Origin of the sequence: Curtobacterium sp. VKM Ac-2861, from assembly GCF_013204965.1 — a bacterium.
Lineage (GTDB): Bacteria > Actinomycetota > Actinomycetes > Actinomycetales > Microbacteriaceae > Curtobacterium.
Map to the genome: position 1 here is coordinate 576,614 of NZ_JABMLA010000002.1, position 21,514 is coordinate 598,127.

Consider the following 21,514-nt stretch of genomic DNA (forward strand, 5'->3'; position numbering starts at 1 on the left):
GGTCGGAACCGATGCGGGGCGTCCTTGTCTCAGTCCTTCCGGACCAGGTCGACCAGGAGTCTGGTGAGGTTCACGAGCAAGCCGCGACCCCCAGCCAGAACACCTGACGCCTGGGCTTGGGATCGGTGTCGTTGGACATCGAGACCACCTCCGGTGTCAGCGCCGGCGGACACGAGGAGCGGTAGACCGGGACGGGCGTGCGGTCGGGCCGGAGCTCGATTACACTGGACCCGAGCGATCAGACTCGGGAACGGCTCTTGCCCGTCCCGGCTTTCCACTCGGAGAGCAACTCGAAGCCCATCACCGTTGCAGCGGTGGTGGGCTTCGACTTTGCCCGGGCCAACACCCGGCGGTGTGCGACCCGCTCCCACCCTATGTGGTATTTCAGTCGCGGGAAGTGGCTCAGACCGCCGTGTCCACGAGCTGCGGGCCGAGCGCTCGACGCCGTGCCTGCAGCACTGGCGAGACCGTCGCGACGACCATGATGACGAGCCCGATCGCGACCACGAACGGCAGTGGCCGGAGCGGGTCCGTCCAGGTCGTCAGTGCGGCGGGCCCACTCGCCAACGCCAACGGAAGCGCGATGAGGACAGCCGTGATCACGACAGCGACGGCTTCGAGGACCGCCGCGACGAGCGCCGTCCGGAACGTGCCGCCGGTGACGACGAGCAGGGCCACGTCGCGTCGTCGGCTGAGCGTGGTCATCACGACGGTGGCAGCGCCGGTGAAGAGGACGATGAGCACCGGCCCGCCGAAGATCGCGAGGCCGCCGAGGTAGTACGCGGGGGAGTCCCACACGCCTGCCAAGCCGGTGAGCGACCCGAGCAGCATCGCCACGGCGAGCAGGGCGATCGCGGAGTGACTGCGCGTGAGGTGGTACCGCAGTGACTCGCGCGCGAGGAACCACGCGGCGGGTGACCCTGGCAGTGCCGCGGTCCACCCGGAGACCAGCATTCGGCAGAGCCACGGTGCCACGGCGATCACGCAGACCATGACCGGCACGAGGAAGACCATCGAGATCCCGCGCTCGCCCATGAGGTTGAGGGCGTACAGCGCGACGGCGACCCCGCCGGACACCCACACGATCACCTTGCGGCCGACGCTCGGTCGCGGTGGTTCGAGCTCGGGCTCACGGACGGCGAACAGCGCCGGAGTGCTCGAGGCGGCCCGCGCGGCACCGATCGCACTCAGCAGCACGGTGAGCTCGAAGGCTGCGAAGGCGATGAGCCCCTCGGGCACGCCGAGTCGGGGTTCCAGGGCCGGGCTGCCCGTGCTCCGCATCGGGGCGGAGAGGAAGGCCATCAGGGACTGCAGCGTGAGGGGCATCACGGCGAGGGCCACGGCGAACGCGGCGAGCGAGACCGTCGAGGCCTGCGCGAAGACCACGCGTCGGATCAGCGTCGGGCCGATGCCACCGAACTGCCAGAGCGCGTGGTTCCGGCGCTGGATCCGGATCGAGAACGTCACGAGGACGTTGAGCGCCCCGATGACGACGATGGCGTTCATCGCGCCGAACACCAGCGCGTGGTTGCGGAGGGCGTCGGCGTCCGCCCGGTCGGCGATCCCCGCAGCGGTCGAGACGTCGCCCGCGCAGACGAGCGCGACGACGGCTGCGAGGACCATGACGACGAACGTCCAGGTCCAGAGTCGCCAGGCCCGGAGGACCTCGGCCAGGACGAGTCGCGTGATCACCGGGACACCGCCGCGAGGACGTCGGTCACGGACGGCGCCACGAGCTCGCGGTGCAGTCGACCATCGCGCAGCACGAGCACTCGGTCGCCGAGCGCCGCGGCCTCGAGGTCGTGCGTGACCATCACCACGGAGCGTCGCCCGGAGGCAGCTGCCCGCAGGAGTTCCAGCACGCGGGCCCCGGACTCGGTGTCGAGCGCGCCGGTCGGTTCGTCGGCGAACACCACGTCGGGTGCCGTGACGATGGTGCGGGCGATCGCGACGCGCTGCTGCTGTCCACCGGAGAGCTGTCCGGGACGGTGCCGCGCGACCGCCGTCAGTCCCACCGCGTCGAGGGCGTTCCGGACGACGGCGCGATCGACGGATCCGGTCGACAGCCGGAGAGGCAGCGCCACGTTCTCGAACGCCGTCAGCGCCGGGATGAGGTTGTACGACTGGAACACGAACCCGAGGTGGTCTCGGCGGAACGCCGCGAGGGCATCGCCGCGAAGGGTGGCGAGGTCGGTGCCGTCGATGCGCACGGTGCCGGCGGTCGGGGCGTCCAGTCCGGACAGGCACTGGAGGAGCGTCGACTTGCCGGAGCCGCTGGGCCCGACGATCGTGACGAGTTCGCCGCGGCCGATGGTCAAGGTGACGTCGTCGAGGACGGTCACGTCACGGCCTGCGGAACTGGGGAACCGACGCGTCAGCGCCGTGGACTCGATGAGTGCAGTCATCGATCCAATATATGACATATGTTACGAGCATGCGTCGGGCGGTGTGCCGCGGCGCGCACCACAGCCACCGCGCGTAGGTTCCAGCCATGAGTGCAGAGCTGACGCTCGGCGCCGAGGAAGAGCTGCACCTCATCGACCTCGAGTCCGGCCGACTTTCCGCGAAGGCCCCGCGCCTTCTGCCCAAGCTGCCCGCCGACCGCTTCGGCGCGGAACTGCAGCGCACGACCATCGAGACGAACACCCCCGTGGTGCGCACCCTCGACGACCTGCGGCGGGTGATCGTCGACCTGCGCCGTGAGCTCAGCGCCGCGATCGCACCGGCCGGGGTGACCATCGCCTCGGTGGGTACGGCGCCGCGGTCCGAGTACGCCGACTTCGAGCTGACCAGCGGCGGGCGCTACGGCCGCATGCAGGAGCAGTACCGGATGCTCGTCGACGAGCAGCTCATCTGCGGCCTCCAGGTGCACGTCGGTGTGAGCGACCGCGACCTGGCGGTGCAGATCGCGCAGCGGGTCGCCCCGGTCCTGCCGGTGCTGCTGGCCCTGAGCGCGTCGAGTCCGTTCTGGAACGGGCAGGACACCGGGTACTCGTCGTTCCGCAGCATCATCTGGCAGCGGTGGCCGTCGGCCGGCAGCTTCGGGCGGGTGTCGAACGCGGCGGAGTACGACAAGGTGCTCGACGACCTGATCGCGTCGGGGGTGATCGCCGACAAGAAGATGGCGTACTTCGACGTGCGGCCGTCGTCGCACGCTCCGACGCTCGAACTCCGGGTCTGCGACGCCACCCCGATCGTCGACGACGCGGTGCTCATCGCCGGCCTGTTCCGGGCCGCGGTGCGGAAGGCCGAGGTCGCCGTCGAGTCCGGCGCCGAGTGGCATCCCCGCAGCGAGCCCCTGCACCGTGCAGCGATGTGGCAGGCGGCGCGCACGGGGCTGAGCGGCGAACTGCTCGGCCTCGGGCAGCACCCGGACCGCCTGCCCGCCGAGGTCGCCGTCCGGCAACTGGTGTCCCGCCTGCGCCCGGAACTCGAGGAGCTCGGCGACTGGGGCACCGTCACGGACCTGCTCGAGGACACCCTGGCCCGCGGCAACTCCACCGATCGACAGCGCACCGCGTACGCCGAGCGCGGGGAGCTCGACGACGTCGTCGCCCTGGTGGTCGAGGACACCGCCGGCACGCCGTCCGGACGTGATGAGGACCCGGCGGTCGCGGTCCCCGGGTACCGCGTGCGCGCCGGCGACGAAGCGGTCGGCCCCGGTGCCCGCCCCCGTCCGGCGTTCCGCGACCTGGCGACGTACTTCACCGCCTGGGACGCCGACACCACGAACGAGCACTGTGCCGCGCGCGACGCCTGGACGCGCGAGCACGAGGTCGGCTTCGTCGTGGACGGCGGCGTGCAGGCGTTCGGGTGCGACCTGGTGCCGCGGACGATCAGCGCGTACGAGTGGTCGCAGCTGGAGCGTGGCCTCGGGCAGCGCGCACGGGCGATCGAGCTGTTCCTGCGCGACGTGTACGGCGAGCGGCGGATCGTGGCCGACGGGGTCATGGACGAGCACCAGTTCGTCGGGGCGAACGGCTGGGACCCCGACGCTGCGCGCCTGCCCGGTCACGCGGTGCGGGCACCCGTGCTCGGCTTCGACCTGGTGCGGAACGAGTTCGGCGGTTGGCGGGTGCTCGAGGACAACGTGCGTTCGCCCTCCGGGGTCGCGTACGGCATCGCGCTCCGCGAGCTCATGGACGACGTCGTGCCGGACGCTCCACGTCCGGCGCTGTTGCGCGACCCGCACGGCGTGACCGACTGCCTGCGCGAGACCCTGCGCACGAACGCGACCGCGGTGACCGGCAACCCGGACCCGGTGCTCGCACTCGTCAGCGACGGCCCCGCCGCCGGCGCGTGGTTCGAGCACCGCAGGCTGGCCGACGGAGCCGGGCTGCGCCTCCTGGCCGGGTCCGACCTGGACGTCCGTGACGGACGTGTGGTCGACGCGACGACCGGCGACGTGCTCGACGGGCTGTACCTGCGGATCGACCGCGACGTGCGGGCCCTGACCGCGGACCACGCGCCGGAGCTGGGCGCCCGCATCCTCGACGTGGCCGAGGCCGGACACGTCCACCTGTCGAACGCCCCGGGCAACGCCCTGGTCGACGACAAGGCGATGTACGTCAACGTGCCGGACCTGATCTGGTACTACCTGGACGAGAAGCCGCTGCTCGAGTCGGTGCCGACGTACCGCACGAGCATCGAGGGCGAACGCCTGTCGGTGCTCGACCGGGTCGGCGAACTCGTGACGAAGCCGGTCGACGGCGAAGGCGGACGCGGGGTCCTGATCGGGCCGAGCGCGAGTGCCCCGGAGGTCGCCGAACGACGGCGCGAGATCGCTGCCGACCCAGCAGGTTGGGTCGGACAGGAAGTGGTGCAGCTGTCGTCGCACCCGACAATCGGACCGGCGGGCCTCGACCCACGGCACGTCGACCTGCGCGCGTTCGTCTACCTGACCGGGACCGGAGAGGACGACGCGCACCTGGCCGACGTCGCGCTGACCCGGGTGGCGCCCGAGGGCAGCATGGTCGTGAACTCGTCGCGCGGCGGCGGCGCCAAGGACACCTGGATCGTGGGATCCGCCGCGAAGGCGGCGGCCGAGGGAGAGCGCTGATGTGTGGACTCGCGGGCGAGATCCGGTTCGACGGCACGGCCCCGGACGTCGGAGCAGTGGCGCGGATGACCGGGTGCATGGTGCACCGCGGCCCCGACGGTGACGGGCTCTGGGCGCGCGGTCCGGTCGCGCTCGGACACCGACGGCTGTCGATCGTCGACCTGTCCACCGCCGGTGCGCAGCCGATGGTGCTGCCCCGGGCCGGACTGACGATCGCCTACAACGGCATGGTCTACAACTACGAGCAGCTTCGTGACGAGCTGCGCGGCAAGGGGCACGAGTTCTTCTCGACGTCGGACACCGAGGTCATCGCCGTCGCCTACGCCGAGTGGGGCACGGCCTTCGTCGAGCACCTGATCGGCATGTTCGCCATCGCGATCTGGGAGCACGCCAGCGGCCGACTCGTGCTCGCGCGGGACCGGCTCGGCATCAAGCCGTTGTACGTGGCACAGGTACCCGGCGGGCTCCGCTTCGCGTCGTCCCTGCCTGCGGTGCTGGCCGGCGGCGGCATCGACACGTCCATCGACCCCGTCGCCTTCGCGTCCTACATGAGCTTCCACTCGATCGTGCCGGCACCCCGCACGATCCTGTCCGGCGTCGGCAAGCTCCCGCCCGCCACCGTCCGGGTGATCGAGCGCGACGGCACGTCCCGCGACACCGTCTACTGGGAGCCCAGGTTCGAGCGCGACCCCGCCAGGGCCGACTGGACCGACCAGGACTGGGAGCAGGCGTTCATCGGGTCGCTCCGCACCGCGGTCGAGCGCCGCATGGTCGCCGACGTCCCCGTCGGCGTGTTGCTGTCCGGCGGCATCGACTCGTCCCTGGTCGTCGGACTGCTCGCCGAGGCCGGGCAGCAGGACCTCGCCACGTTCAGCATCGGCTTCGAGGCCGCGGGCGGTGAATCCGGCGACGAGTTCGAGTACTCGGACCAGGTCGCGAAGCACTTCGGCACCGACCACCACCGCATCCACATCCCCTCGACGCGGCTGCTCGACGGTATCGACGGTGCGGTCGCCGCCATGAGCGAGCCGATGGTCAGCCACGACTGCGTCGCGTTCTACCTGCTGTCGCAGGAGGTCTCGCAGCACGTCAAGGTCGTGCAGTCCGGCCAGGGTGCCGACGAGGTGCTCGCCGGTTACGACTGGTACCCGCCGCTCGCCGACGTCCCCCGCGACCAGGCGGCCGAGGCCTACCGCTCCGTGTTCATGGACCGCCGGTGGCCGGCGCTGCAGGGGCTGCTCGGGGAGCGCTGGAAGAGCGACGACGACACCCCGTCGGCGTTCGTGGACGCTGCGTTCGCGGTTCCGGGCGCGGAGACGAGCGTCGACGCTGCGCTCCGCAGCGACACGATGACGATGCTCGTCGACGACCCCGTGAAGCGCGTCGACAACATGACGATGGCGTGGGGCCTCGAGGCGCGCGTGCCGTTCCTGGACCACGAGTTCGTCGAGCTGGCCGGCGCGATCCCGCCCGCGCTCAAGCTGTCGGACGGCGGCAAGGGCGTCATGAAGCGAGCGTCGCGCGGCATCGTCCCCGACAGCGTCATCGACCGCAGCAAGGGGTCGTTCCCGGTACCCGCGATCCGGCAGCTCGAGGGCCCGTACCTGGAGCGGGTGCGCGCGGCACTGCACGCGCCGGAGGCACGTGAGCGCGGCCTGTTCGACCCGGGTACGGTCGAGCGGATGCTCCAGGAGCCGAACAGCACGCGGACCGAGATCGGCGCGAACGCGCTCTGGCAGCTCGGCCTGATCGAGATGTGGCTGCAGCAGCAGGGGGTGCGGTGAACGTGGGTTCCCTCCGGACTGGAGGCGCGGCGAGCGTCGCGTCGTCGGCCGACGTCCGTCCCTCGGTCACGACCAGGGCTGCGGCCGACCTGGGTGAGCGGCTCGCCGCCGCCTGGGGGTCATGGGGCCCCACCATGACCCGGAACGCCCTGCGCGTGGCGTTCGTGAGCGACCGGCACGGCACCCCCGAGGTGTTCGTGCAGGACGTCGTCGTCGACGGCGAACTGCCCGAACCGGTCCGGATCGCGCTGTCCGACGACCCGGTCATCCGGGTGTCGTGGTCGTCCGACGGGGAGTGGCTCGCCGTGGCCATCGCGACCGACGGCGGCGTGAAGCAGCAGGTCTGGGTGGTGCGGCCGGACGGCACCGACGCCGCGCAGATCGCCGGTTCGCGCTACCAGCACGCCGAACTCGGCCCGTGGAGCCGCAGTGGTCACCGGGTCGTCATCACGCTGCCCTCGACCGAGGCCGAGCAGCCGGCCCGTTCGTACCTGGTCGACCCGGTGTCCGGCGACCGCGACGACCTGGCCGTCGGCGAACTCATCCACATCCTCGACCTGTCGGTGGAGGAACGCCTCGTCGTGCTCAGTGACGGGCAGCGCGGCCAGGAGTTCGTCGTCGTGGTCGACCGCCTGACCGACGAGAGCCACGCCCTGTTCGCCGACGACCCCGACGGGTCCGCTGACATCGCGTTCCTGCGGCCCTCGCCCGCGAGCGAGACCAGCCCGCTCGTCGCCTACGTCGCCACCGAGGCCGGCCTGCCCCGCCGCGGACTCGTCGCCCAGCCCGTCGGACCGCACGGGTGGCGCGGCACACCCCGCCGGATCGCCGAACGGCCCGACGCCGAGCTCGAGTACCTCGACGCCGACGACGCCGGCCGCACGCTGCTGCTCGTCTGGAACGTCGACGGGCGCAGCGAACTCGACCTCATCAACACCCACGACGCCTCGCGCACCCCGGTGCCGGACCTGCCCGGGTACGTGGTCACCGACCCGGTGCTCAGCCGCGACGGCCGGAGCGTGCTGCTCGCCGTCGAGGGGCCCACCCGACCGCGGGAACTCTGGCGGCTCGACACGAACGCACTCACCTGGAACCGGGTCACCGACGTTCCCGCACTGCCGGACGTGCAGCTGGTCGAGCCGACGCTCGAGCGGTTCGCCGCGCGTGACGGACTGGAGCTGACCGGCTGGCTGTACCGGGCGGTGGAGCCGGCCGCGTCGTCGGCCGTCGGCGCTCGTGCTGCTGCTGCCGTGCCTCCCGGCCCGCGCGCAGCGCTCGTCCACCTGCACGGCGGACCGGAGTCGCAGGAACGACCCACGTTCTCGCCCCAGCACCAGGCGCTCGCCGCAGCGGGCGTGACCGTCCTCGCCCCGAACATCCGCGGATCGTCCGGGTACGGACACGAGTTCGTGCACGCCGACGACCTGGCCCTGCGCTGGAACGCACTCGCCGACGTCGTCGACTGCGCACGGTTCCTGGTGTCGAACGGGTACGCCGACCGCTCCCGGGTCGCCGTCGAGGGCCGCTCCTACGGCGGGTACGCGACCCTCGCATCCCTGGCGTTCACGCCCGACGTGTTCGCGGCAGGTGTCGCCGTGTGCGGGATGAGCGACTTCGCCACGTTCTACCGGGACACCGAACCGTGGATCGCCTCTGCCGCTGCGACGAAGTACGGGCACCCCGTCGACGACGAAGCGCTGCTCGCGGCCCTGTCGCCGATGCGTGCCGTCGACGACGTCACGGCGCCGTTGCTCGTCGTGCACGGTGAGCTCGACACGAACGTCCCCATCGGCGAGGCGCACCAGGTGGTGGCGGCGCTGCGGGAGCGGGCGCACGACGTCGAGTACCTCGAGCTCGCGGGTGAAGGGCACGAGTACCGACGGGCGTCGTCGCGGGCGCTGCTGGTGCGCCGGATGGTGGAGTTCGTGGCGTCGCGGCTGGGGTGAGGCGGGGCGCTCGGTCTGGTGCGAGGTTCCGTACTCCGTGCGGTGCACGTGCGCTCGCACCGAGCACGGAACCTCGCACGGGGCCGTGAGCCCTCTCGCACCGTGCGAGCCGCACCACGGTGTCACCGGGTGCAACGATGCGCCGGCGGCGCTCGCCGCGGGCAGAGAATGGTGGGATGACGACGACTGCGCCGACCTCGACCGCGCTGCCCCGACCGGGAGAGGTCCTCGTGACCTCGGCAGCGGACGTCGAGCAGGTCGTCCAACGCGCCACGAACCACTACGCCTCCGGGGTCGTCGCGGACACCGCCGGATGGGCGGACGGCGACCGTCGGCGGATCGAGGACCTCGGGTTCCGTGCTGGTGATGCCCGCGGCGAAGCGCTCCGGACCCTCGACCTGACGATCGCCGACGACGGCACCCCGACGCGGATGCTCGACGCGCCCGCCATGGCCGCGCTGAACAGCCACCACGCACGGTTCGCCGAGCGGCGTGGCGAGATCGTCCGGTACCAGACCGACGTGTCGGTGTGGACAGGGATCCCCGCGCAACCCACTGCGCAGGACTGGGAGGACGTCCGGGCACTGCTCGGATCGGGCGGGATGCTCGGCGTCGGTGCGGCTGCCGTCCTGCCGTCGGGGTGGGAGCTCGTCGAGGGTGCCGGCGGCGTGCAGCTCACCGGCGAGGCGATCGAGGGGGCGCCCGACGACGAAGCCGTCGTGCTGACACCCGACGACGTGCCGGAGATGACCGCCCTGGTGGAGCGGACGAAGCCGGGGCCGTTCCTGCCGCGCACCATCGAGCTCGGCACGTACCTGGGCATCCGGCGGGACGGGCGGCTCGTCGCCATGGCGGGGGAGCGCCTGCACCCGCCGGGGTGGACCGAGATCAGCGCGGTGTGCACGGACGAGGGGTACCGGGGGCAGGGGTTCGGGCGGCGGTTGGTGCTCGCCGTCGCACACGGGATCCGGGAGCGTGGGGAGACGCCCCTGATGCACGCTGCCGCCGGGAACACCGGGGCGATCGGGCTGTACCAGCACCTCGGGTTCCGGTTGCGGGACCGCGGGGCACCGCGGTTCGTGCGGGTGCCGTGAGCTGCGTTCCGGTCTGACGGGTCAGAACGCGGCGAGGGCGCGGCGGAGCATGTCGTGGCCCTGTGCCTCGAAGCCCTCGTCACCGACCGCGTAGGCCCAGGTTGCCGTCCCCACTGCTTCGCGGAGTTGCAGCCAGCGCCAGGCTCCCGGCTCGCGCGGGTCGTCGCCGTACCCGTCGAAGAACGCCGCTTCGAGGGTCGGATCGTGCTGCCAGTGCAGCACCGCGAGCCGGGTGAGGTCGAACGATGCCGGGCGCCAGCCGAAGCGGCCGAAGTCGATGACGCGGAGCCGTCCGTGGCGGTCGTCTTCGTCGTCGACGATCCAGTTGCGCGGGTGGAAGTCGCCGTGGGTCGGGACCAGGGGCTCGTCCGGGTGGTCGGCGGGGAGCATCTCGAGTGCCGCGCGGGTCCGGGCGACGACGTCGGGCGAGATCCGGTGCGGGGCATCGAGCGCGCGGAGGGCCTTCGCCTGCTCGTGCAGCAGGAAGGTCGGGTCGTGCCGGGTGCCGTGGTCGTGCAGACGCCGGAGGACTGCACCGGCCTGCCGGTGGACCTCGGCGGCGTGCTCGTCCGCAGTACCGAGCGCGAGGTGACCGGGGACGCGTTCGAGGACGAGGACGCGGTGCTGTTCGTCCGCGGCCACGAGGGCACCGGTGTCCCCGGCAGTGCGCAGGGCGTCGGTCACGGTCCGGTGGGCCTCGAGTTCCCGGGGGAAGTGGGTGTTGTCCGGGCCCGACGCCTTCACGGTGTAGCCGAGGTCGCCGTTGACGACGTGCAGGACCCTCGTGTCGAGGAGCCCCCACGAGTCGTCCGCCACGAGGACGGCATCGGGGAGCGTGCGGAGCACGAACGCGATCTGGTGGCCGTCGAGTCCGGTGTCGCCCCACTGCATGGCGGCACGCTACCCGGTCCGCTCTGCGCACCGCGGCCGTTCTGGGGGCTTGTCGGCCCTCCCGCGCCCCCGGACACTGATGCAGCCGTCCGCCACCGTGGTTCGGGTGCGGTGTGATCAAGGAGGGCGCAGTGCGCACGTCATCGAAGACCGCCGCCGCGGTCGCACTCGGGTTCGTCCTGACGGCGGTCATCGCCGCACCGGGGCTCGCCGAGGCGGCGAGCTGCCGAGGCGACAGCATCTCGGTCCACGATCTCGATTCCGGGTGCCGCGTCGACTCCGGCGTGGTGGCGCTCGAGGACGGCCGGACCTTCGCAGTGCCCGCAGCCGGTGTCACGCTCACTGCCGCGCCCGTCGCCGAAGGGGACACCGACCCCGGTGACGTCGTGATCGCGAACCGTGGTACCGCCGGCATCGCCGTGCAGGTCGACGAGGTGTGGGCCGGATCGCCCACCGCCGTCCGGCAGGAACGCGCAGCCCAGCAACGGCGAACCCTCGGGCCGACGATCCGCGGGACTGCCTCGCACGGCGGCGCCACGACGTCCGCGAGCTGCGGGAGCAGGGCGTACGTGCTGACCGGCGCGCACTGGGAGTCGCCGATCCGGTGGCGGTACAACCCGACCGGGGCGAAGGTGTCGAAGGTCGCAGCGATCCAGCGCGGTGCCGAGGCCTGGACCGGCACGATCTCGGCGTGCGGTCAGACGGTCCAGTCGACGGCGGCGCAGGAGTACCTCGGCACCGCGACGCAGAAGCCCGCGGTCACCGCCGATGGTGGCTGCGGGACCTCGAACCGGACGAGCGTCGTCGGGTGGGGCAAGCTGCCGTCGAAGACCCTCGCGCTCACGTGTATCTGGTCCTTCACGGATGGGGTCGCCTTCGAGACCGACCAGCGCTACTCCACAAGCCACCGGTGGGGATCGACCAGCACCTGCTCGGGCAACCGGTTCGACCTGCGCGGCATCGCGACGCACGAGTGGGGGCACTCGTACGGGCTCGGGCACACGGCGCAGAAGTCGGGGCTCGTGATGAAGCCGTCGTCCACGGTGTGCGACACAGCGCAGCGGACGCTCGGGCTGGGGGATGTGCGGGGGATCGCGGCGCTGTACTGAGCGGTGCTGGTCCACCCCGCTTGTATCGGTGCGACGCTCGTCGTTTCGACCCCCACATGTGGGGGTGCGGTGGTGAGTGATGCTCCGTAACGTGCTGTGAAGTTGCACAGTGCAGCCATGGGAGCTGTGCGCTGGTGCGACGTGCTGAGGGGTTCTTTTCGCGTGTTCGCTGCGTCGTTGTCTGGTCGTGTTCGTGGAGTTCTGCTGGCGGTGGTGACATTGGTCGCGCTGCTGGGTTCGTTGCTGGTGGTGGTGTCGCAGCCGGCACCGGCGCAGGCGGCGGTGACGGGGTCGGGCGGTCAGTACGTGCCGACGCCGTCCAACGCACGTGTGCTGGGTGGCGCGACCGAGAAGGGCGTGTTCCGCACCGTCAAGGTCGCCGGCGTCGCCGGACTCCCGTCGTCGGGGATCGGCGCGGTGACGATGATGGTCACGATCGCTGACCCGTCGGGGTCTGGGCAGTTGCAGGCGCGCGCGGACGATTCGGACGCGGCGACGCTGATGATGATCTACAACTCTGGTGTCGGCGGGAACACGTCGAACACGGGCCTGCTCGCGGTCGCCGATGACGGCACGATCGAGGTGATGACCCAGACGGCGCAGTCGAAGGTGATCATCGACATCACCGGCTACTACACCTCGACGAAGAACGGCGTCTCGGCGGGTGGGTTCGTGGCGATGTCGCCGGCGCGCGTGCTGGATTCCCGGGACGGTACTGGTGCCGCAGCTGGGCAGATTCCTGCTGGGTCGCAGCGCACCATCCAGGCGACCGGCTCGAACGGCATTCCGGCTGGCGCTGCGGCGGTTGCGGTGAACATCGTCGTGATCAACCGGGAGGCCAAGGCGGGCTACGTCCGTCCCACGCCGACGGATGGGGTCCGCAGCACGGGCGTACTGAACTACAACTCCACCGCGGGTCTGACGACGGCGATGAACGCGCAGGTCGCGTTGAGCTCCGCTGGGAAGTTCAGCCTCAGCACCGCCGAGGGCGGCGGGAAGATCGACCTCGTCGTCGACATCCAGGGCTACTTCCTCCAGTCGAACCCGGGTGGCGGTTTCACACCCCAGGCCGGCCGGCTCGTTGACACCCGCACAACGGCCAGCATCGCCGCGGGTGCGTCGTTCGCGGTGCAGGTTGGCGGCCGCGCTGGCGCCCCGACGGTCGAGGGTGGACTGTCGGCTGCTGCGGTGACGTTCACCGCAGTGAACAACAGCGGTGCGGACTCGTACGCGAAGATGTGGGCTGACGGGGCAGCGGAGCCGGACTCCTCAGCGATCAGCAGCGACACGACGTCGATCGTGTCGAACACCGTGGTCACACCGGTGGGCGCGAACGGGAACATCCGGATCAAGAACATGGGCACGGCGGCGATGAACTACGTGGTCGACCTGCAGGGCACCTACAACTCGCTTCCCGGCGGCCCGTCTGACACGAACCGCACCGGTCAGCGGACGTCGGCGACGACGCTGCCGTTCCCGATCACAGACCAGACCAACGCGTCCGTCGACGTCGGGACCGGCAACCTGCTGGTCACCACGACGGCGATGAGCCTGCCGGGCGTGACGCAGAACACCACGATCGGCGCCGCGTACAACTCGCGCAGCACCACCGTCGGTGACGCGAACACGATGGATGCGAACCGGTGGCAGTTCGCCCTCGCCGGCGCCGGCGATCTCACCGCGAACGCACAGGGCGTCATCTACACCGACGCTGTCGGTACGGCGTGGCAGTTCCGTCCGTCGGGGGCGCAGGGCGCGTTCATCAGCCCGGCCGGTTTGCAGCAAACCCTCACCCGCGTGACGCCGTCGGGGCAGGACACGCAGTACCAGCTGAAGGGCTGGACGACGAACCAGACGACGGTGTTCAACCTTGCGGGGCAGCCCACCAAGGTGACGGACCGCAACGGCAACATCATCGACTTCACCTTCGCGACGTCCGACCGGTACAAGCTGACCAGCCTCGTCTCGACCGCTGGTGTGACGGGGGCGCGGACGGCGAACTCGTCGTACGCGAGCGGTGTGCAGACGTTCTCGCAGACCTCCGGCTCGAGCTCGCGTTCGGTGTCGTGGACCAAGAACAGCACCGGCGACATCACCACGTACACGGACGCGCTCGGCAAGAAGACCACGTTCGGTTACACCAGCGGTGACCTCACCACGATCACCGCGCCCGAGGGCGGCGTTACGGCGTTCACGTACGACTCCTCCGACCGGATCACCAAGGTCGAGCAGCGCAACACCACCGCGGGCTCCCCGGGCACCGCTGTGACGCGGTTCTCGTTCAAGGACGACACCACGACACTGGTCGCAGACCCGCGGTCCGACCAGTCGGTTGCGGTGGCGGATGCCAAGCGCACCACGTACACGCTCGACGGCAACGACCTGGTGACGAAGGCCGTTGATCCGGCGGATCGGGAGCGGGGCCGTGAGTACAACCCGGCGAACAACGGTGTCACGACGGCGACGACCGGTACCGGTGACACCACGTCCAAGTCGACGAACGACTACGGCAAGAACGAGAGCCAGTCGCTGACGAAGAGCACGAGCAGCTCCGGATCGTCGTCGTCTGCGACCTATGACGCGCCGGGGGCTGCGAACAAGTATCTGCCGTCCTCAACCACTGACTCCGCGGGTGACAGCACGTCGTATGAGTACAGCGGTGTCGGCAACCCGACCTCCACCAGCACCGGAGGTACCGCGGACGCGGCGAAGGCGGAGCTCGACTACAACTCCGACGGCACCGTCAAGACCGCGACCGCACCCGGCAACGGCGGGAACCCGACGAAGTACGAGTACGAGAACAAGCAGCTCAAGAAGGTCACCGCCCCGAACAACCCCTCGAGCAATACCGACATCGTCGGCGCGAAGGAGTACACGTACGACGGATTCGGGCGGATGCGGACCGAGACCGACGGGCGAGGCAACACGACGACCTACGGGTACGACAACGACGACCGGACCACCTCGATCGCCTTCAGTGACGGCACCGCGACGGTGACCAGGTCGTAAGACGGCAACGGCAACCTCCTCACCGAGACTTCCGCCACCGGCACCATCACCAACACGTACGACCAGCGGAACCGCCTCACCTCCACGGTGAACACCGCCGGTGGCGGAACGGTCTCCTACGGTTACGACCTCGCCGGGAACACCGTCACGGTGACCGATGCGCAGGGGCAGGTGACGCACGAGTACGACCCGTCGAACGTGCTCACTGCGACGACGTACCCGACCAATACGGGCACGGCGAAGCAGGTGTACCTGACCGACGACCACGGCCGCCGCACCGACACGTGGCTCGGCGCGCCCAGCAACGCGACTCCCGGTGCGGAGCCGGCGTCGTGGACGGGGCATCAGCAGGTCGAGTACGACGCCTCCGGCAAGATCACCCACATCAAGGCGTGGACCGGGAAGGACGCCGCGCTCGAGGTGAACACGAAGTACTGCTACCAGTTCGAGGCGCCCTCTGACGGCACCTGCGACGACAGCGACAAGTCCAAGGACCGCAGCAAGCTGCAGTGGACCCGCGACGGCTCTGGTCAGGCGACGAAGTACGGGTACACCTCCGGTCGACTGACGAAGATCACCCAGTCCGGTGGGGACACTCCCACCAACTGGGCGTTCACCTACGACAAGGCCGGCAATCGCACCCGCGCCACCGCAACCAACGCCACCATCGAAGCGACGGTCAGCGATCAGCAGCTGAGCTACAACGCGCTTGGCCAGATCACCACCACCGGGTACGCGTACGACAAGACCGGCAACATGACCGCATCGCCGGGTGCGACGTACACGTACAACGGTGCGCAGCAGATGACGTCTTCCACGAAGGATGGCAAGACGACCACGTACGAGTACGCGGGCGCGGACATGAACAAGCTGCTCTACCAGGCAACCGACGGGGGAGCGGAGTATGGCTACACCTATGGCACATCCGACTCGAATGGTGTCCCCGTGATCGCCAGCCGTGAGCTCGTTGGTACGGGCACGGCCGCGGTGATCAGCGACCCCACCACTGGTCAGCTGCTGGATCTGCGGACTACGGACGGCACGACGAGCATGTACGTCCTCGACGGGATCGGGAACCCGGTTGCATCCCTCAAGGACACGGGCGCTGTTGCCTACAAGGTGACGTACGACGCGTACGGCAAGGAGCAGGTCAACGCCGACGGTGGCAGCAGTGCGCAGTGGCAGCAGAACCCGTACGGGTACAAGGCCGGCATCCGCGCCAGCAACACTGACACCGGACTCACGAAATTCGGCTACCGCTGGCAGTCCGCCGCCACCGGCAGCTGGATCGAACGCGACACACTCGACGCGCCTCTCAGTCCTAGTAACGCGAACCGATATGCCTACGCGGGTGCTGACCCAATCAACAAGTCTGACCCCCGTGGGCGAGACGTTTTCGACTCAGCCACTGACGCTTTCGGGAAAGCCGGTTTGGTTGGCAACCTCGCCAATATTGGCTACTACGCTGCTACAGGGAATAGTAAGGCGGCAGCGACAGAGACTGTCGGCTTGATCACCGGCACTCTTGCCGGAGCCGCCTGCGAACTCGGCATAGCAGCCGCTACTGGCGGTGTCGGGGTTATTGCAACAGCTGGCTGCTACGCGGTCGGTACTGCCGTGTCAAACGTAACGACTGGGAAGGTGTTTTAAGTGTTCAGAATGAAGGGCAACCTGCTACTTCCCACCATCATCGGCATATTTGCCATAGCTCTCGGTGTCGTCGCGCTACTTTCGCCTAATCGCGCCGACGCGGGCATTGGAATCTGGGGTGCAATCGCGGGCTTGTTCGGCATTTACGTGATCTGTGGGGTCATCGTTTCGGGGTGGGGAAGACGCAGATAACGGGGAAGGCTGAAATCCGCAATCCTCACACATGTCCCGGCTAGTTGAATGAGTGATCAGCGTGAGTATCAGCTCGTTCGATGTTGAAAAGATCGATCACCGGCCACTCGTCCGCTGGGTAGCTGGAGTGATAGGTGCATTCACTGGAATCCTCGCCATCATTGGATGGCCGCTCCCCATTGTTTCGGGGCGATACGTACAGAACGACGCATGGGAACGCACCTTGTCGTTGATTAACGCATGGTTGAACCATGCCGGTTGGAGAATGTCCGGGTCCTCGTGGTTTTGGAGCGGCATTTCAATTGCTGCGATCACTGGCGTGATCTTGACAATAAATCAACGTGATCTTGCCTGGCCCAAAAAATGGCTCGTGATCCTGATCCCGGGCGGACTTGTTGGTACTCTGGGCCCTCTATTCCAGATGCTCTTGGGTGTTCGGTGGTCGAATTACGCATCCGAGGACAATAGTCCCGTGGCTCTCGTGTATTTGATCAGCATGGTCGTCGTCATCGGTCTTCTCCTTCTGCGTGGTTGGGTGATGCGCATCCGGGATCAACCCGATGACGCCAATGCTACAAAGCGCTGATGAAAAGCTGATTCACCGCTCATTTCTCGGCCGAAACGCAGGGCCCCATCATGAGCGGATTGAGCACGCACTTCGTCGGCGCTGCTACACGGACGCCGCTTACCGGCACCTGACCGTACTGGGGTCAGCGACCCGCTTTGTTGAACTGCGGGACATGTGCCCAAAGGCACACAGCTGATGGGCCATACCTGGCAGTACGTCAACGTCCGGGGCGGCCCGACCGACGCTTTAAGAACAATCCCGCTCTTCCCGTCGTGCAATATGGCCAGCTCGATATCAGCACAGCGCAAGGCCTGTTCTGAAGCGCGCAATCCTCACGTGCCACCGCCCTCGACGAAGCTGGCTCACTCCTCGAAAAGGCACCACGCCGCCGCGATCACCGGCGGCATCGCAACTAGTTACGCGCCTGGGGAGGGGCGGTCGAGCAAGCCCATCGGCGGCAGAGCGCAAGGTGAAGGCGACGTCAATTAGGCGACACCTCGTGACGGCGCGGCCTGGCTCGGGGCCTCCGCACCGAGCCCGAGTCGTGGATTCTCTAGGATCGACCCATGTCCACGACCATGCCCGGCTTCGGGACGGAGCGCATCACGCAGCTCGGCCTGCGTGACCGCGTCTACGACCGGGTGCTCGAGGTCCTGATGGGCCACGACGTCGAACCCGGCGTGCGACTGTCGATCGACGGGCTCGCCCGAACCCTCGGCGTCTCCCCGACCCCGGTGCGCGAAGCCCTCGTGCAGCTCGAACGCACCGGCCTCGTCACCCGCGAAGCGAACAAGGGCTACCGGGTCTCCCCGCCCCTGGCCGGCGATCAGCTCGAGGCCCTCTTCGACGCCCGGCTCATCGTGGAGAGCGGCGCCGTCGAGCTCGCTGCGCGCGGTGACGTCGACGCCCTGCGGGAGCGGCTCAGCACGGCGCTCGACGAGCAGGCTGCGGTGGCCGCCGAGGTCGCGTCCGTCGGTGCTGTGCACGCCCCGGAAGAGCTGATGGCCCGCTTCTTCCGCAGCGACTGGCAGTTCCACCAGCTGATCTTCGACGCGACGCGCAACCCGTTCCTCGAGGAGATGTCCGAGATCATCACGACCCGCGTGCACCGGATGCGGCAGATCGTCGAGGGCGGCGGGGACGACACCGACCGCGCCGTCCACGAGCACCGAGCGGTGGTCGATGCCCTCGCGGTCGGGCCGGCCGAAGCGGTCGCGGCGATGCGGCACCACATCGACGCCGTCCGGCTCCGGTCGCGCGAGGACGCTTCGCACGCGAGCTGATCCCGCAGGGGTTGCGCTCTGTCGAGGTGCGAGTATCTTTCCTATAGGAAAGAGGTTCACCGCCGAACCCCGACATGCGAAGGAGCATTCCGTGAGCACACCGCAGGACTGGGTCGACCAGGATTGGGACCCCACCACCTGGACGTCGGACACCTGGCCGATCGCCGCCTGTCTGCACGGCTTCGCCCAGGTCACGCGCGACGGCACTGCGTTCCACGATGCCCCGGCCGAGGTCTGGGACGACGTGTTCGCACAGATCGCAGCCGCAGGGTTCTCGCTCGCTGAACTCGCCGACAGCCACATCCGCCCCGCGGACCTCGAGCGCTCCCGCCGCGACGAGCTGTTCGCCGTCGCGAAGTCCCACGGCATCGGGATCCCCTCGGTGCACCTGCAGCGCAAGAGCGTCATCCAGCCCGGGCACGAGGAGGACAACCTCGCCTACGCCCACCGCACCATCGACGCGGCGGCCGAGTGGGGCATGCAGGTGTTCTCGACGGGCCTGCACCAGCCGTTCACCGAGGCCCAGAAGCGCGCGCTGTGGTTCTGGACCGCGCAGGGCCCGAAGGACCCGGACGACCCCGAGGTCTGGAACGCGGCGGTCAAGCGCCTGCGGGAGCTCGGTGAGCACGCCGCGAGCGTCGGGCTGCCGATGGCCCTTGAGCTGTACGAGGACACGTACCTCGGCACCGCCGACAGCGCCGTGCGACTGGTCGAGGACATCGGGCTCGACAACGTCGGCCTGAACGCGGACGTCGCGAACCTCATCCGCCTGCACCGGCCGATCGAGGACTGGCGGGAGCTCTTCGCGAAGACCATGCCGCACACGAACTACCTGCACGTGAAGAACTACACGCGTGACGAGGCCGGCGACGGCAGCTGGGCGACGAGCGCTCCGAGCACCATGGAGACGGGCCTCATCAACTACCGCCAGGTCCTGCGCGATGCCGTCGCCGACGGGTTCCGCGGGATCGTCATGACCGAGCAGTACGGCGGGGACAGCCTCGGCGTCTGCGCCACGAACCAGCAGTACATCCGATCCGTCCTCGCGACGACGAAGCTCGACGCGACGGCGACGGCGACGGCGACCCCGACTGCAGCAACCAGCACCGAAGGAGCAACCCGATGAGCACCCTCGACATCGCCGTCGTCGGATCCGGCTACATGGGCGGCGGGATCGCCCAGGTCCTCGCCCTCGCCGGCCACACCGTCCGGATCGCCGACGTCTCGGCCGAGATCGCCGCGTCCAACCGCGCCCGGCTCATCGCAGAGACCGAGCAGTTCGTCGCGGACGGCCTGTTCCCCGCGGACGCCGTGGCGCGCGTCGACGCCCACCTCAGCGCAGCCGCCTCCATCGAGGAAGCGGTCGCCGAGGCCGACTTCATCGAGGAGGCCGTCCCCGAGAAGATCGAGATCAAGCACGCGACCCTCCGCCGCATCAGCGAAGCCGCCCGCCCCGACGCGATCATCGGCTCGAACACCTCGACGATCCTGATCGAGTCGCTGGCCGAGGCGGTCGTCGGCCCGGAACGGTTCCTCGGCGTGCACTTCTCGAACCCGGCGCCGTTCATCCCCGGCGTCGAGCTCATCCCGCACCCGACCACGGACGAGCACGCGATCGCGGTCGGCGAGACCGTCGTCGCCGCGACCGGCAAGCAGTCGGCGCGGGTGAAGGACTCGACCGGGTTCGTGCTGAACCGCCTGCAGTACGCGCTGTTCGAGGAGGCCACGAAGATCGCCGACGAGGGCATCGCCACCCCCGACGACATCGACACCATCGTGCGGACCACGTTCGGATTCCGCCTGCCGTTCTTCGGCCCGTTCGCGATCGCCGACATGGCCGGTCTCGACGTCTACGCGTTCTGCTTCGAGTCGCTGCAGACCCGCTGGCCCGAGCGCTTCGCCACCCCGCCGTCGCTGCAGCAGCACGTCGACGCGGGCGAGCTCGGCACGAAGTCCGGCGCCGGGTACCTCGAGGTGCCGGCCGACCGGACGCCGGAACTCGTCGCCTACCGCAACAAGGCCTACGTCGCGATGCAGAAGCTGCTCGACGACCTCGGCCCGGCGCCGATCCACTGAGGGGGACGAGCATGAACACGAACACGAACACGCAGAACCAGCCCCGCACCGCCGTCCTGACCGGAGCGGCATCACCGCGGGGCATCGGTCGTGCCACCGCCCACCACCTGGCCGAGGCCGGCTGGGACATCGGCATCATCGACCTCGACCAGACGGCCAGCGAACATGTCGCCACCGAGATCCGCGAGCGGCACGGCGTCCGTGCGGTCGGCGTCGGCGCGAACGTCGCCGACGAGACCGCGGTCCGGGCAGCGTTCGACACGATCGAGGCCGAACTCGATCCCGTCGTCGCCCTCGTCAACCTGGCCGGCGTCTCGTCCGCGCACGCCTACCTCGACCTGCCCGAGGGGGAGTGGCACCGCGTGCTGTCGATCAACCTCGACGGCGTGCACTTCGCCAGCCTGCGGGCAGCGGAGTCGATGGTGCAGCACGGCTACGGCCGCATCGTGAACCTGTCGTCGGTCTCGGCCCAGCGCGGTGGCGGCACCTTCAGCAAGACCCCGTACACGGTGGCGAAGGCCGGCGTGATCGGCCTGACCCGTGGCCTGGCCCGCGAGCTCGGCCCGCGCGGCGTCACCGTCAACGCGATCGCTCCCGGCCCGATCGACACCGACATCATGGGCGGCACCCTGACCGAGGAGCGCAAGACCGAGATGGCAGCGGACGGCGTGCTGCCGCGCATCGGCACACCGCGGGACGTCGCCGCGGCGATCGCGTACCTGATCAGCGAGGACGCCGGGTTCGTCACCGGCCAGACGCTGAACGTCGACGGCGGCCTGTACATGCACTAGAGCCGACCGGCCACGGATCGCGCGCCGTCCGCGCGACGCGATCCGTGCCTCCCGTCCGACAG

Annotated in this window: 15 protein-coding genes; 12 read left to right on the forward strand and 3 right to left on the reverse strand. The window is 69.4% G+C overall.

Going from position 1 to position 21,514, the window contains the following annotated elements; genetic code table 11:
• Positions 1-402: 402 nt before the first annotated feature.
• Positions 403-1,692 (reverse strand): hypothetical protein, encoded by a 1,290-nt coding sequence (locus HQQ88_RS07660; protein ID WP_173169082.1) that lies wholly within the window; start codon positions 1,690-1,692, stop codon positions 403-405.
• Entirely contained in the window at positions 1,689-2,405 is a 717-nt protein-coding gene (locus tag HQQ88_RS07665) for an ABC transporter ATP-binding protein (protein ID WP_173169083.1), read from the reverse strand. Before HQQ88_RS07665 ends, HQQ88_RS07660 begins: the two co-directional genes overlap by 4 nt.
• A gap of 86 nt (positions 2,406-2,491) precedes the next feature.
• On the opposite strand from HQQ88_RS07665, the gene HQQ88_RS07670 reads away from it, so the two are divergent.
• The 4 genes from HQQ88_RS07670 (at position 2,492) to HQQ88_RS07685 (ending at position 9,883) form a co-directional block, all read left to right on the forward strand.
• Positions 2,492-5,059: a carboxylate--amine ligase/circularly permuted type 2 ATP-grasp protein gene (locus tag HQQ88_RS07670; protein ID WP_173169084.1), complete on the forward strand. Its 2,568-nt coding sequence runs from the start codon at positions 2,492-2,494 to the stop codon at positions 5,057-5,059.
• Positions 5,059-6,843, forward strand: a complete 1,785-nt coding sequence (locus HQQ88_RS07675; protein ID WP_173169085.1) for an N-acetylglutaminylglutamine amidotransferase — start codon at positions 5,059-5,061, stop codon at positions 6,841-6,843. The genes HQQ88_RS07670 and HQQ88_RS07675 overlap by 1 nt, the downstream gene beginning before the upstream one ends.
• Positions 6,840-8,789 carry a prolyl oligopeptidase family serine peptidase gene (locus tag HQQ88_RS07680; RefSeq protein ID WP_173169086.1) on the forward strand — a complete coding sequence of 650 codons (1,950 nt, stop codon included), beginning with the start codon at positions 6,840-6,842 and terminating at the stop codon, positions 8,787-8,789. The genes HQQ88_RS07675 and HQQ88_RS07680 overlap by 4 nt, the downstream gene beginning before the upstream one ends.
• A 176-nt stretch (positions 8,790-8,965) precedes the next feature.
• Positions 8,966-9,883, forward strand: a complete 918-nt coding sequence (locus tag HQQ88_RS07685) for a GNAT family N-acetyltransferase (protein WP_216834278.1) — start codon at positions 8,966-8,968, stop codon at positions 9,881-9,883.
• Positions 9,884-9,904: 21 nt separating this feature from the next.
• Here HQQ88_RS07685 and HQQ88_RS07690 read toward each other — a convergent pair whose 3' ends face one another.
• Entirely contained in the window at positions 9,905-10,774 is an 870-nt protein-coding gene (locus HQQ88_RS07690) for an aminoglycoside phosphotransferase family protein (RefSeq protein WP_173169087.1), read from the reverse strand.
• A gap of 131 nt (positions 10,775-10,905) precedes the next feature.
• On the opposite strand from HQQ88_RS07690, the gene HQQ88_RS20115 reads away from it, so the two are divergent.
• The 8 genes from HQQ88_RS20115 to HQQ88_RS07730 all read left to right on the forward strand — a co-directional run bounded on the left by HQQ88_RS20115 (position 10,906) and on the right by HQQ88_RS07730 (position 21,452).
• On the forward strand, positions 10,906-11,883 hold the full coding sequence (locus tag HQQ88_RS20115) for a matrixin family metalloprotease (protein WP_173169088.1): 978 nt from the start codon (positions 10,906-10,908) through the stop codon (positions 11,881-11,883).
• 213 nt (positions 11,884-12,096) lie between these two features.
• A complete protein-coding gene (locus HQQ88_RS07700) occupies positions 12,097-14,892 on the forward strand; it encodes an RHS repeat domain-containing protein (protein ID WP_173169089.1) in 2,796 nt (931 codons plus the stop codon).
• 45 nt (positions 14,893-14,937) lie between these two features.
• Positions 14,938-16,542 (forward strand): RHS repeat-associated core domain-containing protein, encoded by a 1,605-nt coding sequence (locus HQQ88_RS20120; RefSeq protein ID WP_367916995.1) that lies wholly within the window; start codon positions 14,938-14,940, stop codon positions 16,540-16,542.
• Positions 16,543-16,795: 253 nt separating this feature from the next.
• Complete coding sequence (locus HQQ88_RS07710; RefSeq protein WP_146249658.1) at positions 16,796-17,320, forward strand: hypothetical protein; 525 nt, start codon at positions 16,796-16,798, stop codon at positions 17,318-17,320.
• A 548-nt stretch (positions 17,321-17,868) separates the two neighbouring features.
• The gene (locus HQQ88_RS07715; RefSeq protein WP_173169091.1) at positions 17,869-18,585 is read left to right on the forward strand and encodes a GntR family transcriptional regulator; all 717 of its coding nucleotides are present in this window, start codon (positions 17,869-17,871) and stop codon (positions 18,583-18,585) included.
• Positions 18,586-18,676: 91 nt separating this feature from the next.
• A complete protein-coding gene (locus HQQ88_RS07720) occupies positions 18,677-19,711 on the forward strand; it encodes a sugar phosphate isomerase/epimerase (protein WP_173169092.1) in 1,035 nt (344 codons plus the stop codon).
• Entirely contained in the window at positions 19,708-20,661 is a 954-nt protein-coding gene (locus tag HQQ88_RS07725; RefSeq protein WP_173169093.1) for a 3-hydroxyacyl-CoA dehydrogenase family protein, read from the forward strand. The genes HQQ88_RS07720 and HQQ88_RS07725 overlap by 4 nt, the downstream gene beginning before the upstream one ends.
• 11 nt (positions 20,662-20,672) lie before the next feature.
• Positions 20,673-21,452 (forward strand): SDR family NAD(P)-dependent oxidoreductase, encoded by a 780-nt coding sequence (locus tag HQQ88_RS07730; RefSeq protein WP_173169094.1) that lies wholly within the window; start codon positions 20,673-20,675, stop codon positions 21,450-21,452.
• The last annotated feature ends 62 nt before the right edge of the window (positions 21,453-21,514 follow it).

What these genes read in the sequence shown, in the direction of transcription:
- HQQ88_RS07665 (WP_173169083.1), bottom strand. Translation starts at nt 2,405, where the DNA reads ATGACTGCACTCATCGAGTCCACGGCGCTGACGCGTCGGTTCCCCAGT.
- HQQ88_RS07670 (WP_173169084.1), top strand. Translation starts at nt 2,492, where the DNA reads ATGAGTGCAGAGCTGACGCTCGGCGCCGAGGAAGAGCTGCACCTCATC.
- HQQ88_RS07675 (WP_173169085.1), top strand. Translation starts at nt 5,059, where the DNA reads ATGTGTGGACTCGCGGGCGAGATCCGGTTCGACGGCACGGCCCCGGAC.
- HQQ88_RS07685 (WP_216834278.1), top strand. Translation starts at nt 8,966, where the DNA reads ATGACGACGACTGCGCCGACCTCGACCGCGCTGCCCCGACCGGGAGAG.
- HQQ88_RS07690 (WP_173169087.1), bottom strand. Translation starts at nt 10,774, where the DNA reads ATGCAGTGGGGCGACACCGGACTCGACGGCCACCAGATCGCGTTCGTG.
- HQQ88_RS07715 (WP_173169091.1), top strand. Translation starts at nt 17,869, where the DNA reads ATGTCCACGACCATGCCCGGCTTCGGGACGGAGCGCATCACGCAGCTC.
- HQQ88_RS07725 (WP_173169093.1), top strand. Translation starts at nt 19,708, where the DNA reads ATGAGCACCCTCGACATCGCCGTCGTCGGATCCGGCTACATGGGCGGC.
- HQQ88_RS07730 (WP_173169094.1), top strand. Translation starts at nt 20,673, where the DNA reads ATGAACACGAACACGAACACGCAGAACCAGCCCCGCACCGCCGTCCTG.